The sequence below is a fragment of the Streptomyces sp. NBC_00878 genome, from assembly GCF_026341515.1.
GTDB lineage: Bacteria > Actinomycetota > Actinomycetes > Streptomycetales > Streptomycetaceae > Streptomyces.
Genome location: NZ_JAPEOK010000001.1, coordinates 3,526,727 through 3,542,847 on the forward strand (window position 1 = coordinate 3,526,727; position 16,121 = coordinate 3,542,847).

The 16,121-nt window shown below is 69.0% G+C and carries 14 protein-coding genes and 1 riboswitch; of the genes, 8 read left to right on the forward strand and 6 right to left on the reverse strand.

The genetic code is table 11. The features are described 5' to 3' along the window. Positions 1-234: 234 nt before the first annotated feature. Entirely contained in the window at positions 235-867 is a 633-nt protein-coding gene (locus OHA11_RS14600; RefSeq protein WP_266496211.1) for a TetR/AcrR family transcriptional regulator, read from the reverse strand. A gap of 91 nt (positions 868-958) precedes the next feature. After that, complete coding sequence (locus OHA11_RS14605; protein WP_266507179.1) at positions 959-1,981, reverse strand: SIS domain-containing protein; 1,023 nt, start codon at positions 1,979-1,981, stop codon at positions 959-961. Between the two features lie 351 nt (positions 1,982-2,332). Here OHA11_RS14605 and nagB point away from each other — a divergent pair, with 351 nt between their 5' ends. Then, the gene (gene nagB / locus OHA11_RS14610; RefSeq protein WP_266496213.1) at positions 2,333-3,118 is read left to right on the forward strand and encodes a glucosamine-6-phosphate deaminase; all 786 of its coding nucleotides are present in this window, start codon (positions 2,333-2,335) and stop codon (positions 3,116-3,118) included. A 188-nt stretch (positions 3,119-3,306) separates the two neighbouring features. Here the strand turns inward: nagB and OHA11_RS14615 are convergent, their stop codons facing one another. From OHA11_RS14615 to OHA11_RS14630, 4 genes are all read right to left on the reverse strand, one after another. Continuing rightward, positions 3,307-4,872 carry a glycoside hydrolase family 3 protein gene (locus OHA11_RS14615; protein ID WP_266496215.1) on the reverse strand — a complete coding sequence of 522 codons (1,566 nt, stop codon included), beginning with the start codon at positions 4,870-4,872 and terminating at the stop codon, positions 3,307-3,309. A 7-nt stretch (positions 4,873-4,879) separates the two neighbouring features. Further along, a complete protein-coding gene (locus OHA11_RS14620; RefSeq protein WP_266496217.1) occupies positions 4,880-5,719 on the reverse strand; it encodes a carbohydrate ABC transporter permease in 840 nt (279 codons plus the stop codon). Then, positions 5,716-6,708, reverse strand: a complete 993-nt coding sequence (locus tag OHA11_RS14625; RefSeq protein ID WP_266496220.1) for a carbohydrate ABC transporter permease — start codon at positions 6,706-6,708, stop codon at positions 5,716-5,718. The genes OHA11_RS14620 and OHA11_RS14625 overlap by 4 nt, the downstream gene beginning before the upstream one ends. Positions 6,709-6,812: 104 nt before the next feature. After that, positions 6,813-8,096, reverse strand: a complete 1,284-nt coding sequence (locus OHA11_RS14630) for an extracellular solute-binding protein (protein WP_266496221.1) — start codon at positions 8,094-8,096, stop codon at positions 6,813-6,815. A gap of 429 nt (positions 8,097-8,525) precedes the next feature. Between OHA11_RS14630 and OHA11_RS14635 the strand changes: the two genes are divergently transcribed. The 7 genes from OHA11_RS14635 to OHA11_RS14665 all read left to right on the forward strand — a co-directional run bounded on the left by OHA11_RS14635 (position 8,526) and on the right by OHA11_RS14665 (position 15,818). Next, positions 8,526-9,290: a GntR family transcriptional regulator gene (locus OHA11_RS14635; RefSeq protein ID WP_189837546.1), complete on the forward strand. Its 765-nt coding sequence runs from the start codon at positions 8,526-8,528 to the stop codon at positions 9,288-9,290. 199 nt (positions 9,291-9,489) lie between these two features. After that, a complete protein-coding gene (locus OHA11_RS14640; protein ID WP_266496231.1) occupies positions 9,490-11,667 on the forward strand; it encodes a carbon starvation CstA family protein in 2,178 nt (725 codons plus the stop codon). Further along, complete coding sequence (locus OHA11_RS14645) at positions 11,639-11,851, forward strand: YbdD/YjiX family protein (RefSeq protein WP_266496233.1); 213 nt, start codon at positions 11,639-11,641, stop codon at positions 11,849-11,851. The genes OHA11_RS14640 and OHA11_RS14645 overlap by 29 nt, the downstream gene beginning before the upstream one ends. 277 nt (positions 11,852-12,128) lie before the next feature. Further along, positions 12,129-12,344: a DUF3311 domain-containing protein gene (locus OHA11_RS14650; RefSeq protein WP_266496236.1), complete on the forward strand. Its 216-nt coding sequence runs from the start codon at positions 12,129-12,131 to the stop codon at positions 12,342-12,344. Continuing rightward, complete coding sequence (gene mctP, locus OHA11_RS14655; RefSeq protein WP_266496238.1) at positions 12,341-13,969, forward strand: monocarboxylate uptake permease MctP; 1,629 nt, start codon at positions 12,341-12,343, stop codon at positions 13,967-13,969. Before OHA11_RS14650 ends, mctP begins: the two co-directional genes overlap by 4 nt. A gap of 237 nt (positions 13,970-14,206) precedes the next feature. Next, positions 14,207-15,196 (forward strand): nucleoside hydrolase, encoded by a 990-nt coding sequence (locus tag OHA11_RS14660; RefSeq protein ID WP_266496241.1) that lies wholly within the window; start codon positions 14,207-14,209, stop codon positions 15,194-15,196. Positions 15,197-15,281: 85 nt separating this feature from the next. Then, complete coding sequence (locus OHA11_RS14665) at positions 15,282-15,818, forward strand: GNAT family N-acetyltransferase (protein WP_266496244.1); 537 nt, start codon at positions 15,282-15,284, stop codon at positions 15,816-15,818. A gap of 44 nt (positions 15,819-15,862) precedes the next feature. Then, positions 15,863-16,034, forward strand: a riboswitch (cobalamin riboswitch). Positions 16,035-16,121 lie beyond the last annotated feature (87 nt).

The window sequence follows — 16,121 nt, forward strand, 5'->3', positions numbered from 1 at the left end:
GAGGATCCGGTGCAGTCAGGGCAGAGAGCGCCGGCTCCTCGATCCGTCTTCCTGTGCGGGGAAGACGGAGGCTTGGTCATTCGGACGGCTTGATCAACTAATTGCGTTCTCAAGCTTTGTACGATTCTGGACTAGACCACTCTCGGCTGTCCATGCGTTCGCGGATGTTTGTTGTTGTCTCTTTATCCAACAACCCGCGTCCTACAAACACCACGCAGCCTAACGCCGGGCGGTTCACGAGTGGGGCCAGATTCGCGCGGCGAGTTCGGCGAGTGCTTCCAGCTCTCCTTTGCTGGCGCCGTCCCGGGCCTGTTGGGACATGCCCTGGATCATGGCTCCGGTGTGCCGGGCCAGGGCCGCCGCGTCGGTGTCCGCGGGCAGCTCGCCCGCCGCGACGCCCTCCCGGATACGGCGCTCGATGGCGGCGATGCCCGCGATGCGTCGCTCGCGGAGGGATTCCTCCACCCCCGGAGTGGTGCAGTTGGTGGCCGCGTGGATCACCAGACAGCCGCGCGGACGGCCGGGCGCGGTGTACTCGGCCGCGGCCTCGCGGAGCATCCGGTCCACCGCGGCACGGGCCGTCGGCTCCTCGGCGAGGGCGCGGTCGCCGAACGAGCCGTACCGCGCGCTGTACGAGTTCACGGCCTCGTCGAAGAGCGAGCGCTTGTCGCCGAAGGCCGCGTAGAGACTGGGGGCGCCGATGCCCATGACCTGGGTGAGGTCCGAGACGGAGGTCGCTTCGTAGCCGTGCTCCCAGAAGGCGAGGACCGCCTTCTCCAGCGCGGCGTCGCGGTCGAAGGAGCGGGGGCGGCCGCGATGCCTGGCGGCCGGCCCGGCGGCACCTTTGATGTCCCCGCTGCTCACCATGGATGGAATTATATAGCGGGTACTAGAGAAATAGCGGGCTCGGGTTGGACGGGCCATCCGGTTGGGTGCGACAGGAGGCTGCCCCTCCGGTTCAGCGGGTCTCCGTGACCTTCGCGAGGGCTCGGGGGGCGTCCGGGTCCTGGCCGCGGGCGATGGTGACCTCGTACGCGAGGAGCTGGAGCGGAAGGATCTCCAGGATCGGCTGGACCTCCTCGGCGACGCCCTCGGTGGGCAGGACGAAGCCGGCGGAGGCCTGTTCGACCTGGGGCCGGGGGCCGATGACGACGAGGTCGGCGCCGCGCCCCCGCAGCCGGTCGAGCACGGGCTGGAGTGCCGCGCCACCCTTGCCGTCGGTGACGACCGCGATGACCGGGGAGATGTTGTCGACCATGGCGAGCGGGCCGTGCAGCAGGTCCGCGCCGGAGTACGAGAGGGCGGGGATGTAGCTCGTCTCCATCAGCTTGAGGGCGGCCTCCTTGGCGGTGGGGTAGCCGTAGCCGCGGGAGGTGATCACCATGCGTTCGGCGAAGCGGTAGCGGGAGGCGAGGGTGCGGATCTCGTCCTGGCGGGCGAGCAGGTGCTCGGCGAGGTCGGGGAGCACCTTGGCCTGGGCTCCGTCGCCGCCGCGCAGCCCTTCGACGAAGAGGTAGAGGGCCAGGAGGGAGGCCGTATAGGTCTTGGTCGCGGGGAGTGCCTTCTCCGGCCCGGCCATGATGTCGATGTGGTACTCGGAGACGGCCGCCAGGGGCGAGTCCGCGTTGTTGGTCACCGCGAGCGTGATGGCGCCGGCCTCGCGAGCGGCTTTGGTCGAGGCCACCAGGTCCGGGGAGCCGCCGGACTGGCTGACCGTGATCATCAGCACGTCGGTGAGGTCGGGGCGGGCACCGTAGGCCGTCGTGGTCGACATGGAGGCGAGGCCGCACGGCAGGCCGAGGCGGATCTCCAGGAGGTACTTGGCGTAGAGGGCGGCGTTGTCGGAGGTCCCTCGGGCGGTGAGCAGGACGAAGCGCGGCTTGCGGTCGGCGACCCGCTGGGCCACCTCCTGGATGCGCGGGGCCCCCTCCTCCAGGATCCGCCGCAGGACGGCGGGCTGCTCGGCCATCTCGCGGGCCATGATCAGGCCCGGGCGGTCGGACTCGGCGGGCGTCGGCTGCGCGCCGGGCTGGGGGTCCGGCGGGGTGGCGGCCATGGTGTTTCCTCCTGAGCACGGGTGCGGGGTGGGCCTGAGGGCTGGTGCGTGGTGGGCCTGAGGGCGGGTGCGCGGCGGGCGGGGCCCAATGCTGCGGGGGCTGCGGGGAAGGGGGTGGCGGGGCTCGTTCTCGCGTGCGCAGGGCCCATTCCACTCCCCCGGGGTCGGCGGCGCCCACTCAGGTGGCTGGAGAACCGTTCTGCTAGATTGGTCTATACCACATGTTCGGTTGTGTCATTGTGTCCCCTCTTCAGACTTCAGAACGGCAGGCCCAGCGTGGAAGTTGTCATCGTTTCGGACGCCAAGGCGGGTGGCGAGCTCATTGCCGAGGCCATGGCGGAGCTGCTCCGGCACAAGCCCGACGCGCTGCTCGGGGTGGCCACCGGCTCGACGCCGCTGCCCATCTACGAGGCGCTGGCGGCAAAGGTGGGTTCCGGGGCCGTGGACGCCTCGCGGGCGCGGGTCGCGCAGCTCGACGAGTACGTGGGGCTGCCGGCCGAGCATCCCGAGTCGTACCGGTCCGTGCTGCGGCGTGAGGTGCTGAAGCCGCTGGGGCTGGACATGGACGCGTTCATGGGGCCCGACGGGACCGCCGAGGACGTGCGGGCCGCGTGCGAGGCGTACGACAGGGCGCTCGCCGAGGCGGGCGGGGTCGATCTCCAGCTTCTCGGGATAGGGACCGACGGGCACATCGGGTTCAACGAGCCGTGCTCGTCGCTCGCCTCGCGTACGCGGATCAAGACCCTGACCGAGCAGACGCGGGTCGACAACGCGCGGTTCTTCGAGGGCGACATCGCGCAGGTGCCGCACCACGTGATCACCCAGGGGATCGGGACGATCCTGGAGGCGCGGCATCTGGTGCTGCTCGCCACGGGTGAGGGCAAGGCGGACGCCGTGGCGGCGACCGTCGAGGGACCCGTCGCCGCGGTGTGCCCCGCGTCGGCGCTCCAGTTGCATCCGCACGCCACGGTCGTCGTGGACGAGGCCGCCGCGTCCAAGCTGAAGCTCGCGGACTACTTCCGGCACACGTTCGCCAGCAAGCCGGACTGGCAGGGTATTTAGGCAACTCGATCGGCAACTCGCCTGGCAACTGGCCTGCCGACTCACTTGGCGAATCGCTTCACGATACGAAGGTGCCGGGTCCGCTCGTGGTGGACCCGGCACCTTCATCCGTGCGGCGACCCGCGCCTTCGTTCCGTCGGCTCACGTCGCCACCGGCGCACGCCCCCGGCGGCTTCCGCCCAGTCGGCTCACGCCCCGGCGATCGCCTCCGCCGCCGCGAGGCCGCAGACGCGGGCCGCGCCGTGCGTGGCGATGTGCAGGGCACCCTGGGGCGGCGACTGTGGCACGCCCATCTCGACCACGACCGTGTCGGGGCGGGCGGCGAGCAGGGTGTCGAGGGCCTCGGCCATCCAGGCGTGGCGGTGGACGTCCCGGACCACCGCGACCACGCGACGGGAGCCGGCGGCCGCGAGCGTCTCGGCCCCGGCCCGCTCCCCCGTGAAACTCCCGGTCTCGGTGCCCGGCAGCATGCGCTTCAGGTCGGCGGCGATGCCCCAGGGGGTCTCGTCACCGACGGCGATGTTGGCCACGGGGGTGAGGGCGGCGACGTACGGAGCCTCGGTGACGGGCGTGAAGTGCGCTCCGCGCGTGATCGTCAGCGCTCGCCGGGCCGCCACCAGACCGACGTCGGAACCCGCCTCGGACCTCGCTTCGGACCCTGCTTCGGACCCGGATTCGGTGGACGAGCCCGGCCCCGAAGTCCCACCCGGCGCGACGCCGTTCAACTCAGCCCCCAGAGTCTTCGCTGCCGTCCAGGCGGCCAGTGACCGGACCCGGGTCGCCGCGTCCGCGAGACGTTCCTCGGGGAGTTCGCCGGAGCGGACCGCCGCGACCAGGGCGTCGCGCAGGCGGAGGACCGTCGCCTCGTCCGAGAGTCCGCCGCCCACGCAGATCGCGTCGGCTCCGGCGGCGATCGCGAGGACGCTGCCGCGTTCGATGCCGTAGGTCGCGGAGATGGCCCGCATCTCCATGCCGTCGGTGACGATCAGGCCGTCGTAGCCGAGTTCCTCGCGGAGCAGGCCGGTGAGGATGCGGCGCGAGAGGGTCGCGGGGTGGGCGGGGTCCAGGGCCGGGACCAGGATGTGCGCGCTCATCACGGCGCGCGTGCCCGCCTCGATGGCGGCGCGGAACGGCACCAGTTCGCGGGACTCCAGGACCGGGAGCTCCGCGTCGATGCGCGGCATCGCGTGGTGCGAGTCGACCGCCGTGTCGCCGTGGCCCGGGAAGTGCTTGGTGCAGGCGGCGACCCCGGCGGACTGGAGCCCGGAGACGTACGCGGCCGTGTGCCGGGCCACCAGTGACGTGTCGGCGCCGAAGGACCGTACGCCGATGACGGGGTTGTCGGGGTTGGAGTTGATGTCGGCCGACGGCGCCCAGTTGAAGTTGACGCCGCAGGCGGCCAGTCGGCGGCCCAGTTCGTGGGCCACCGCCTCGGTCAGGGCGGGGTCGTCGACCGCGCCCAGCGCGTGGTTGCCGGGGAAGGAGGATCCCGTACGCACTTCGAGGCGGGTCACGTCACCGCCCTCCTCGTCGATGGCGACCAGGACGTCGTCGCGTTCCGCGCGCAACTGGGCGGTCAGGGCGGCGACTTGGGCGGGTGAGGCGATGTTGCGGCCGAACAGGCCGACGGAGGCGAGGCCTTCGCCGAGTCGCCGCAGCAGCCAGGAAGGGGCCGAGGTCCCGGTGAAGCCCGGCTGCAGGACGGCGAGGGCGTCGCGGGTCAGTGTGTCCGTACTGGAGGCGATGGTGGTCATCGGGTCGTTATCCCTTCACCGCGCCGGAGGTGAGTCCGCTGACGGCCTTGCGCTGGAGGAAGACGAAGAGGACCAGGATCGGGATGGCGAAGAGCGAGGCCGCCGCCATCGTCGCGCCCCAGTCGTCGCCGAACGTCGACTGGAAGCTGGAGAGCCACAGGGGGAGCGTCTGCTTCTCGGCGTCCTTGTTGAGGATCAGGACCAGCGGGAATTCGTTCCACGCCGTGATGAAGCCGAAGAGCGAGGTCGCCATCAGTCCGGGGGCGAGGAGCGGGAAGATGACCTTCACGAAGGCCTGCGTACGGGTGCAGCCGTCGACCATCGCCGACTCCTCCAGCTCCTTGGGCACGGCGGCGACGTAGCCCCGCAGCGTCAGGATGGTGAAGGGCAGCACCATGATCATGTAGAACACGGTCAGCGGGACGAGGCTGTTGAGCAGGTCGGCGTCACGCACAATGATGTAGATCGCGATGACCATGACCTCCCAGGGCGCCATCTGCGCGATCATGAAGGTCAGCAGGAAGCCGCGCCTGCCCTTGAACCGCATACGGGCCAGCGCGAAGGACGCGAGCAGCGCGATGACGAGGGAGAAGACCACCGCGAGGACCGTCACGGTCAGCGAGTTGCCGACCAGGGTCCAGAAGTGGTCGGCGTCGAGGGCCCGTTGGAAGTGGCCGAAGGTGATGTCGGTCGGCAGGAAGACCGGGTCGTCGGCGATGATGTCGCCGGTCGGCTTCAGCGAGGTCGCGAACATCCAGTAGACGGGGAACGCGAAGACGACGAAGAGGACGAGGGCCGTCGCGTTGGGCCAAAGCCGGGACACCGTAGAAGAAACAGGGCGCTTCACAGCTCGTCCTCCTCTTGCTTGAGAACGGTACGCAGGTAGTACGCGGTCAGGCCGAGCAGGATGAGGATCGTCAGGAACGAGATCGCCGCACCCATGCCGTAGTGCTGGTTGCCGGGGCCCTCGACGAACGCGTAGATCGGCAGGGTCTCGGTGAGCCGGTCGGGTCCGCCGGAGTTCATCGCGAAGATCTGCGGGAACGCCTTGAAGACCCAGATGACCTCAAGGAAGGTTGTCGCCCACAAGAACGGCCGCAGGAACGGGAAGGTCACGTGGGTGAAGCTCTTCCACATCCCGGCGCCGTCGATGGAGGCGGCCTCGTACAGCTCTTTGGGGATGGTGGTCGTGGCGGCGTAGAGGTTGATCGCCACGAACGGGATGGACTGCCAGACGATCAGCAGGGTGATCACGGAGAAGGTGGAGAACTGGGTGCCGAACCAGTTGTAGTCGGCCATCGACGACCAGCCCGCCTTGGCGAGCAGCCAGTTGACGACGCCGAAGCGCTGGGCGAACAGCCACTGGTAGACGGTGGTCGCGGCGATCACCGGCATCGCCCAGGCGAGCACCAGGCCGAGCAGCAGCAGCAGCCGCATGCGCTTGCCGAGCCGCGCGAGGAGCAGTCCCACGAGAGTGCCGAGCAGCATGATGAGGACGACGTTGGCGGTGGTGAAGACGACCGTCCGCTGGACGACCTTCCAGAAGTCCGAACTGCCCAGGACTTCCTTGTAGTTGTCGCCGCCGTTCCACTCGGTGAGGTGCAGGATCAGCTGGCGCGGGTTGAGGTTCTGGAACGACAGCATGCCGTTCTTGACCAGCGGCCAGCCGAGCAGCACCACGGTGACGAGCAGTGCGGGCACCAGGAGCAGGTAGGGAGCGGCTGCGCCTGCGCGCTTTCTGGCCGGCCCCGGATCGCCGGGCGGGGATACGTCGGTCTTACGGACACCGGGCGCCGCGGCCGTGCCTGTGTCCGTGCGTTCGGTCTGCACTGACATGCTCGCCATCTCTTCCACATCGCGAATCACGAAGCGCGCATCACGGATCGACGGATGCGCCGGCGCGCCGGGGACGGACGGAGCCGTCCCCGGCGCGGAGGTGATCAGCTGCTCTGCGCGAGCCGCTTGTTGATCTCGGCCTCGACCTGCTTGGCGGCCTCGGCGGGCGACTTGCCCTTCAGAACCGCGGTCATGTAGGCCTTGATCGGGTTCGGGTCGTTCTCCACGGCGGCCCACGCGGGGATCAGCGGCGTGGTGCCACCGCCGGCCGCTGCCGGGGCCGCGGCCACGGCGGCGGGGTTGGCCGAGAGGTTGGTCTGCAGCGACTCCTTGTTCGGGATGACGCCGTTCTCCTTGGCGAGTGCGCCCTCGAACTTGTCGGACAGGGCCAGCTTCAGGAACTCCTTGGCGAGCTCCTGCTTCTTGCTGCCCGCGGCGACCGCGAAGTTGGAGCCGCCGAGGAAGACGCCCTCGGGCTTGTCGGCCGTCTCACCGGGGATGGTGAAGTAGCCGATGTCCTTCTCGATCTTCTTGTTGGCGGCGATGGCCGTGCCGGCCTCCCAGCCCATGCCGATGAAGGCGCCGACGTTGCCCTTGGCGAACACCTCGGCCTGCTGCGGGGTCGCCTCGTCCTTGTCCTTGGGGGCCTTGGAGAAGGCCTGGTACTCCTGGTAGATCTCCATGGCCTTGCCGACCTTCGGGTCCGCGAGGTTGGAGACGTACTTGTCGCCGTCCTTCTTCACCAGGTCGGCGCCCTGGCCGATGGTCAGACCGTCGAAGAAGTACCAGTTCTGGCCGGGCAGGTAGATCGGCTCGGCGTCGGTCTTCTTGTCGATGGCCTTCAGGTCCGCGAAGAACTCGGCCCGGGTCTTCGGGGTGTCCGTGATCCCCGCGTCGGCCCAGACCTTCTTGTTGTAGACGACGACACGGTTGGCGAAGTACCACGGGGCCGCGTACTGCTTGCCGTCGAAGACCGAGGACTCGTTGAGGGCCTCGGTCCAGTCGGCGCCGATCTCCGACTTGAGGTCCGACAGGTCACTGAGACCGCCGGTGGCCGCGTAGGCCGGGGTCTGCGTGTTGCCGACCTCCAGGACGTCCGGCGGGTTCTCCTCGGAGAGCGCGGTGGTGATCTTCTGCTGAATGCCGTTCCACTGCTGGGTCTCGAACTTCAGCTTGGCCTTGGTCTGCTTCTCGAAGGCCGCCGTCAGATCCTTGGTCCAGCCGGGCGGCGTGGAGCCGTCCATGGCCCAGACGGTCAGGGTCTGCCCCTTGAAACCGTCGGCCCCCGTCTTGTCGCCACCGCCACTGTCACCGTCGTCGCCGCCGCAGGCCGCGATCGACATCAACATGCCCGCGACACCGACGGCCGCGATGAGCTTGCGCTTCACGTCATCCTCCTCAGGGATGCCAGCAACCCCCCTGCCCACCGCGTGAGTTACGACGAGTACTGCCCGTGGGGCTGGGACCTGGTCCTCAATGGTTTAGACCAGTACGGGGAGCTTGGCCTAGACCTAGAAGGGTGTCAAGGGTCGAAAACCCACTCAGGACCGTCCGTTACGCGACCTACATATGAAAGGACCTTTCAGTGCACGGGCGACGGAACAGGCGGCGCTCGACGCGCGTCCCCGCAGCACCGGCGGCACATCGGCATTGGCCCGGGCCAATATCGTGGACTAGACCAAAAGGAACCCCGACGGTATATAGAGGGGATCACGGAGCGTGCGGGAGGACACCCGCGCGGCAAGCCGTGCCACGATGTGAGCCGTGGCCGACGCGCATGTCGGCCGCATCGGCACCCGGAGCCGGGAAGGCAGAGTATGAGCACCGACGTCAGCAGTGCGGAGAACGAGGGTGGGGCACCCATCCGTACCGCGCGCGTGCCCAAGTACTACCGCCTCAAGAAACATCTGCTCGACATGACGGAGACGCTGCCGCCCGGTACGCCGGTACCGCCGGAGCGCACGCTCGCCGCCGAGTTCGACACCTCGCGCACGACCGTGCGCCAGGCCCTCCAGGAGCTGGTCGTCGAGGGCCGCCTTGAGCGCATCCAGGGCAAGGGCACGTTCGTCGCCAAGCCGAAGGTCTCGCAGGCGCTCCAGCTCACCTCGTACACCGAGGACATGAGGGCGCAGGGTCTCGAACCCACCTCGCAGCTCCTGGACATCGGCTACATCACGGCGGACGACACGCTCGCCGAGCTGCTCGACATCACCGCGGGCGGGCGGGTGCTGCGCATCGAGCGGCTGCGGCTGGCGAGCGGGGAGCCGATGGCGATCGAGACGACGCATCTGTCCGCGAAGCGGTTTCCCGCGCTGCGGCGGTCACTCGTCAAGTACACCTCGCTGTACACGGCGTTGGCCGAGGTGTACGACGTGCATCTCGCCGAGGCCGAGGAGACGATCGAGACGTCGCTGGCGACTCCGAGGGAGGCGGGGCTGCTCGGTACGGATGTGGGGTTGCCGATGCTGATGCTGTCCCGGCACTCGCTGGACAGGGGTGGGCTGCCGGTGGAGTGGGTGCGGTCGGTGTACCGGGGGGACCGGTACAAGTTCGTTGCGCGGCTTAAGAGGCCTGTGGAGTAGGCGGGTCGGGGTGGGTGCGCGGCTGCGGGTTCGTTGTGGCTGGTCGCGCCCACGCGGCGGAGCCGCAGATCGACACAGCCCCGCGCCCCCGAAAAGCAAGCGAGTTGCGCCTACGCATACCGACTGGTGCACGTGGTGTAGCGCTGCTCCCCTTCCTGTTCTACCGTCCTCCCGTCACCCATGGACGGGAGGACGACCCGTGCGCACCGACAGCCCACAGACGGCATCTCCTGAAGGCCCTCGCAAGGCACGTCCGCAAACCATCGTCATCTGGACCGCCGTCGCGCTGGTGTGCGCGGCCGGCTGGTCCGTCCTCGCACTCGCCCGGGGCGAGGAGGTGTCGGCCGTCTGGATGGTGGCCGCCGCTCTCGGCTCGTACGCCATCGCCTATCGCTTCTACTCGAAGTTCATCGCCTACAAAGTCCTGAAGGTCGACAAGACCCGGGCCACGCCCGCCGAGCGGCTCAACAACGGCATCGACTTCCACCCCACCGACCGACGCGTCCTGCTCGGCCACCACTTCGCGGCGATCGCGGGCGCCGGCCCCCTGGTCGGACCCGTACTGGCCGCGCAGATGGGCTATCTGCCCGGCACCATCTGGATCATCGTCGGCGTGATCTTCGCGGGGGCGGTCCAGGACATGGTCGTCCTGTTCTTCTCCACCCGCCGGGACGGCAGGTCCCTCGGGCAGATGGCACGCGAGGAGATCGGCCCGTTCGGCGGCGCGGCGGCCCTGCTCGCCGCCTTCGCCATCATGATCATCCTGCTCGGCGTGCTCGCGCTGGTCATCGTGAACGCGCTCGCCCAGTCGCCGTGGGGCACCTTCTCCATCGCGATGACGATCCCGATCGCCCTGCTGATGGGCTTCTACCTGCGGGTCCTGCGGCCCGGCCGGGTCAGCGAGGTCTCGCTGATCGGTGTCGCCCTGCTGCTGCTCGCGCTGGTCGCGGGCCGCTGGGTCGCCGAGTCGTCATGGGCCGACACGTTCACGCTCGCGCCCTCGACACTGGTGATCTGGCTGGTGGCGTACGGCTTCGTCGCGTCGATCCTGCCCGTGTGGATGCTGCTCGCGCCCCGCGACTACCTCTCCACCTTCATGAAGATCGGCACCATCGCGCTGCTCGCGATCGGCGTCGTCGTCTCGATGCCGACGCTGAAGATGGACCCGGTCACCGACTTCGCCACGCGCGGAGACGGGCCGGTCTTCGCCGGTTCGCTCTTCCCGTTCGTCTTCATCACCATCGCGTGCGGGGCCCTGTCCGGCTTCCACTCCCTCATCTCCTCCGGTACGACGCCGAAGATGATCCAGAAGGAGACGCAGGTCCGGATGATCGGGTACGGCTCCATGCTCATGGAGTCGTCCGTGGCCGTGATGGCGCTGATCGCGGCGTCCATCATCGACCCGGGCCTGTACTTCGCGATGAACGCGCCGGCCGGTGTCATCGGGGACACGGTCCAGAACGCCTCGCAGGTGGTGGGGAGCTGGGGCTATCAGATCTCCCCCGAGGACCTGGCCGCCGCGGCGAAGAACGTCGAGGAGGCGTCCCTGCTGTCGCGGACCGGTGGCGCGCCCACCCTCGCGATCGGCGTCTCGGAGATCTTCTCCGAGGTCACCGGGGGCGGCCTGCGCGCGTTCTGGTATCACTTCGCGATCATGTTCGAGGCGCTGTTCATCCTGACCGCGCTCGACGCGGGCACCCGCGTGGGCCGCTTCATGCTCCAGGACACGCTCGGCAACCTCTACAAACCCTTCAAGAATGTGAGCTGGAAGCCCGGACTGGTCATCACCAGTGGCATCGTCTGCGGTCTCTGGGGCTACTTCCTGTGGGTCGGCGTCCACGAACCGCTCGGCGGAATCAACCAGCTGTTCCCGATCTTCGGCATCTCCAACCAGCTCCTCGCGGCGGTCGCCCTGGCCGTCTGCACGACCCTGCTGGTGAAGTCCGGACGCCTCAAGTGGGCCTGGATCACGGGGATTCCGCTCGCCTGGGACGCCACGGTGACGTTGACCGCGAGCTGGCAGAAGGTGTTCTCCAGCGACCCGCGCGTCGGCTTCTTCAAGCAGCGCTCGGTCTACCAGGACGGCATCGACCGGGGCGAGCTCATCGCGCCCGCCAAGAGCATGGACGACATGCACACGATCGTCACGAACTCCACAGTCGACGGCGTCCTGGCGGCGACCCTCGCCCTGCTCATCGTGATCGTGATCGCGGACGCGACAAGGGTGTGCATCCGGCACATACGCCGTCCCGCGCTCTCCACGCTCAGCGAGTCGCCGTACGTCGAGTCGAAGATCGTCGCCCCGGCCGGGCTGATCCCGACCCAGGAGGAGAAGGAGGAGGCACGCGATGCGGTCGGCGCTGCACCGGGCGGCTAGCCGGGCGGTCAGGGGCGTGCGCTGGTACGTACGGGAGCTCACCGACGAATCGGCGTACGACCGCTATGTCGCGCATGTGCGCGAAGGCCACCCCGACGCGGCGGTGCCGTCGCGGCGGGAGTTCGAGCGGATGCGCACGGACCGTCAGGAGGCGGACCCCCGACAGGGCTTCCGCTGCTGCTGAGCACCATGTGCGCCGACGCCGAGCGCCATGTCCGCTCACTGCCGGGCACCGTGCTCGGCAGTGAGCGGTCGTGAGCGGAACACGGAATCCGTTATGCGGACAGGGCTTCCATAAAGCGGAACCGTCCCCTAGATTTCCTGCGCGTTGCACAGGTGATCAGTGAGGGGACGGAGCCCGCCGTATGTCTGAAGCGTCGGATGCGCCAAGAGCGCCCGAAGGGAAACCACCGGCGGCGACCCCGCCGGCCGTGACACCGCCTGTCGTTACACCGGTCCGCGTGGTGATCGCCCTCTGCCTGATCGCGCCGTTCGTGGCGCTGCTCTCGGTGGGCTCGTACGCGAAGGTCGACCCGGCCTTCATCGGTATCCCGTTCTTCTACTGGTACCAGATGCTCTGGGTGTTCGTCTCGACCGCGCTCACGATGATCGCGTACCAACTGTGGAACCGTGACCAGCGCGCCCGCAAGTCCCAGAAGGAGGGCGCGTCCGCATGAACGACGGCGTGAACGGCGTGGCACTCGCCGTCTTCATCTTCTTCTTCCTGGCCGTCACGGTCATGGGCTTCCTGGCCTCGCGCTGGCGCAGGGCCGAGAACGAGCAGAGCCTCGACGAATGGGGCCTGGGCGGGCGGTCGTTCGGCACCTGGGTGACCTGGTTCCTGCTCGGCGGCGACCTCTACACGGCATATACGTTCGTGGCGGTCCCGGCGGCGATCTACGCGGCGGGCGCGGCCGGCTTCTTCGCCGTCCCGTACACGATCATGATCTACCCGCTGATCTTCACGTTCCTGCCCCGCCTGTGGTCGGTCTCGCACAAGCACGGCTACGTGACGACGTCGGACTTCGTACGCGGACGCCACGGCTCGAAGGGCCTGTCGCTGGCCGTCGCGGTGACGGGCATCCTCGCGACGATGCCGTACATCGCGCTCCAACTGGTCGGCATCCAGGCCGTCCTGGACGTGATGGGCGTCGGCGGCGGCGAGGACACCAACTGGTTCGTCAAGGACCTGCCGCTGCTGATCGCCTTCGGTGTGCTGGCGGCCTACACGTACTCCTCCGGCCTCCGGGCCCCCGCCCTGATCGCGTTCGTGAAGGACACGCTGATCTACATCGTCATCGCGGTGGCGATCATCTACATCCCGATCAAGCTGGGCGGCTTCGACGAGATCTTCGCCAAGGCGGGCGAGGCGTACAGCCAGACCAACCCGGCGACGGGCGCGCCACGCGGTGCCCTGGCACCGGGCGAGGCGGGCCAATGGACGTACGCCACGCTGGCGTTGGGCTCGGCATTGGCCCTGTTCATGTACCCGCACTCCATCACGGCGACCCTGTCCTCGCGCAGCCGTGAGGTGATCCGCCGCAACACCACGATTCTGCCGCTGTACTCGCTGATGCTGGGCCTGCTCGCGCTGCTCGGCTTCATGGCGATCGCCGCCGGAGTCAAGGTCTCCAACGGTCAGTTGGCGATCCCGCAGCTCTTCGAGAACATGTTCCCGGACTGGTTCGCGGGCGTCGCCTTCGCGGCGATCGGTATCGGCGCCCTCGTCCCGGCCGCGATCATGTCCATCGCGGCGGCGAACCTCTTCACGCGCAACATCTACAAGGACTTCATCCGGCCCGACGCGACGCCGGCCCAGGAGACCAGGGTCTCCAAGCTGGTGTCGCTGCTCGTGAAGGTGGGCGCGCTGGCCTTCGTCCTGACCATGGACAAGACCGTGGCCATCAACTTCCAGTTGCTGGGCGGCATTTGGATCCTGCAGACCTTCCCGGCGCTGGTCGGGGGGCTGTTCACACGGTGGTTCCACCGGTGGGCGCTGCTCGGCGGGTGGGCGGTCGGCATGCTGTACGGCACGGTGGCCGCGTACGGGGTGGCTTCGCCGACGCAGAAGCACTTCGGTGGTTCCTCGAAGGAGATTCCCGGGATCGGGGAGATCGGGTACATCGGTCTGACGGCGTTCGTCCTGAACGTGGTCGTGACGGTCGTGCTGACCTTCGTCCTGAGGGCTCTCAAGGCCCCCGAGGGCATCGACGAGACGTCCCCGGAGGACTACACGGCGGACGCGGGCGACAAGGGTGTCCGGGTTGAGCTGCCGTCGGCTACGGCGGGGGCTGGGCACTAGCCTTTTTTCGCCCCCGCCGCCCCTACCCATTCCCGTCCCTTTCGGGGGCCAGCCCCCGAACCCCCGCTCCTCAAACGCCGGAGGGGCTGATTTTCAGCCCGTCCGGCGTTTGAGGACGAGGCCGTTCAGGCCGATGCAGGGGTCTGGGGGCGCAGCCCCCAGGGACGGGACGGGTAGGGGCGGCGGGGGCGACAACTCCCCCTGGCCACACGCCAGTCCGCGGCTACGCTGGTCGGCATGAGCGTCCGTTCACCGATCGTCCTCGACAGCGACCCCGGCATAGACGACGCCGTTGCCCTCCAGTACCTGCTCGGCACGGGCAGATGGGACCTCAGGGCCTACACCTCCGTGGGCGGCAACCTCCCCGCCGAACAGACCTACCGCAACGCCCGCGCCCTCGCGAGAGCCCTCCGCATCGACACCGACGTCCCGGTCCACCGCGGAGCCCCCCGCCCCCTCACCCGCCTCCCGTACACGTCCGCCGCCCACTTCCACGGCCCCGCCGGCCTCGGCCACGAGACACTGCCCGACTCGACCGCCGCACACCTGCCGGAGTCCTCCGCACAGGCGCTGCTGCGGCTCTCCCGGGAGCACGAGGGCGAGTTGACCGTGTGCGCCACCGGCCCGCTCACCAATGTGGCCGTGGCACTCCTGGAGGACCCGGACTTCGCCCACCGCGTCAAGAAGTTCGTGTTCATGGGCGGCACCGCCCGGGTGCCCGGCAACATCACCCCGGTCGCCGAGTTCAACATCTGGGCGGACCCGGACGCGGCCGAGGTGGTCCTCTCGTCCGGCATCCCGTTCACCATGGTCGACCTGGACGCCTCGCACCGCTGGCTCTTCGGCCTCGCCGACCTCGCCGCGCTGGAGGCGGCGGGCCCTGGCGCGGCCCTCGCGGCCCGGCTCCTGGGGGTCTACATCGACTCCTACCGCCGCCACGGCGGAGGCGACTCCTGCCCGTTGCACGATCCGCTCGCCGTGGGCGTGTGCGCCGACGAGTCGTTCGTGACGCTCGCGGAGGGAGCCGTCGTCGTCGAGTGCGCCAGCGAACTCACCCGCGGCCAGACCGTGTTCGTCCCCTCGGCCGCCCAACGGAACTACTACACCGAGTCGCCCGCCCTGACCGCCCGCACCCGCCACACGGGCCGCGTGGCCCTCGGCGCGGGCCCACGCGACTTCACCAAGGACTTCGTCACGACCCTCCCGCAGTGGCCGTCCGTGGCCTGAGCCCGCCTTCGGCCGTCCCCGGCACCGGCGGGTGCGGGAGAAACCCGGCGGCCCGTTGTCGTACCCCTCCGGCACACTGCACAGCATGGACATCGTGATCAGGCAGGCGAGACCCGAGGAGTACGAGTCGGTCGGCGAGATCACCGCGCAGGCCTATCTCGGAGACGGGCTGCTCGACTTCGGGGAGAGCGACGAGTATCTGGGCGAGCTGCGGGACGTGGCGAAGCGGGCCGAGGCCGCCGACGTACTGGTAGCCGTGATGGGGGCGGAGGCAGGGGCGGGGGCAGGGGCCGGTGAGCGGGTTGTCGGCGGCGTGACCTTCGTCCCCTCCGGCGGGCCCATGGCCGACATCGCGCGCGACGGCGAGGCCGAGATACGGATGCTGGCGGTCGCGAAGGCGGCCCGCGGGCGCGGAGTCGGCGAGGCCCTCGTCCGTGCCTGTGTCGCCCGCGCCCGGGCCACGGACGGCTGCGTACGCGTCGTGCTGTCCACCCAGCGCACCATGCACAGCGCCCACCGCATCTACGGACGCCTCGGCTTCACCCGCGCCCCCGACCGCGACTGGAACCCGATCCCGGACCTCGACGACATCATGCTGCTCACGTACGAGTTGACGCTCTGACACGTTCCGATACACCCTCCGAAGCCGACACGACACAACATGTGGGGGTGCTTCCCCAGCCCGGCACAAGATGTATGCTCATGCTCGCTGTCGCCGCAGGGGAATCCGGTGCGAATCCGGAACTGTCCCGCAACGGTGTACTTGTGCATGTCTGTCCCCAGTGGAGAGCTGTGCGCACGGCCAGTCCGAGGACCTGCCGACAGCGTGCCCAGGCCGTCCGGCCCGGGTGCCATGACGTCCGGGCCTCGCGGAGTGGGCCGGTGGACGCGGCGTACCGCTGCGCAGAGCGTGTACCCCCGTGTG

Excerpts from the sequence above, each read along its gene's own strand:
- OHA11_RS14600 (WP_266496211.1), bottom strand. The coding sequence starts at position 867 with ATGGTGAGCAGCGGGGACATCAAAGGTGCCGCCGGGCCGGCCGCCAGG.
- OHA11_RS14605 (WP_266507179.1), bottom strand. The coding sequence starts at position 1,981 with ATGGCCCGCGAGATGGCCGAGCAGCCCGCCGTCCTGCGGCGGATCCTG.
- OHA11_RS14615 (WP_266496215.1), bottom strand. The coding sequence starts at position 4,872 with ATGACCACCATCGCCTCCAGTACGGACACACTGACCCGCGACGCCCTC.
- OHA11_RS14625 (WP_266496220.1), bottom strand. The coding sequence starts at position 6,708 with ATGTCAGTGCAGACCGAACGCACGGACACAGGCACGGCCGCGGCGCCC.
- OHA11_RS14635 (WP_189837546.1), top strand. The coding sequence starts at position 8,526 with ATGAGCACCGACGTCAGCAGTGCGGAGAACGAGGGTGGGGCACCCATC.
- OHA11_RS14645 (WP_266496233.1), top strand. The coding sequence starts at position 11,639 with ATGCGGTCGGCGCTGCACCGGGCGGCTAGCCGGGCGGTCAGGGGCGTG.
- mctP (WP_266496238.1), top strand. The coding sequence starts at position 12,341 with ATGAACGACGGCGTGAACGGCGTGGCACTCGCCGTCTTCATCTTCTTC.
- OHA11_RS14660 (WP_266496241.1), top strand. The coding sequence starts at position 14,207 with ATGAGCGTCCGTTCACCGATCGTCCTCGACAGCGACCCCGGCATAGAC.
- OHA11_RS14665 (WP_266496244.1), top strand. The coding sequence starts at position 15,282 with ATGGACATCGTGATCAGGCAGGCGAGACCCGAGGAGTACGAGTCGGTC.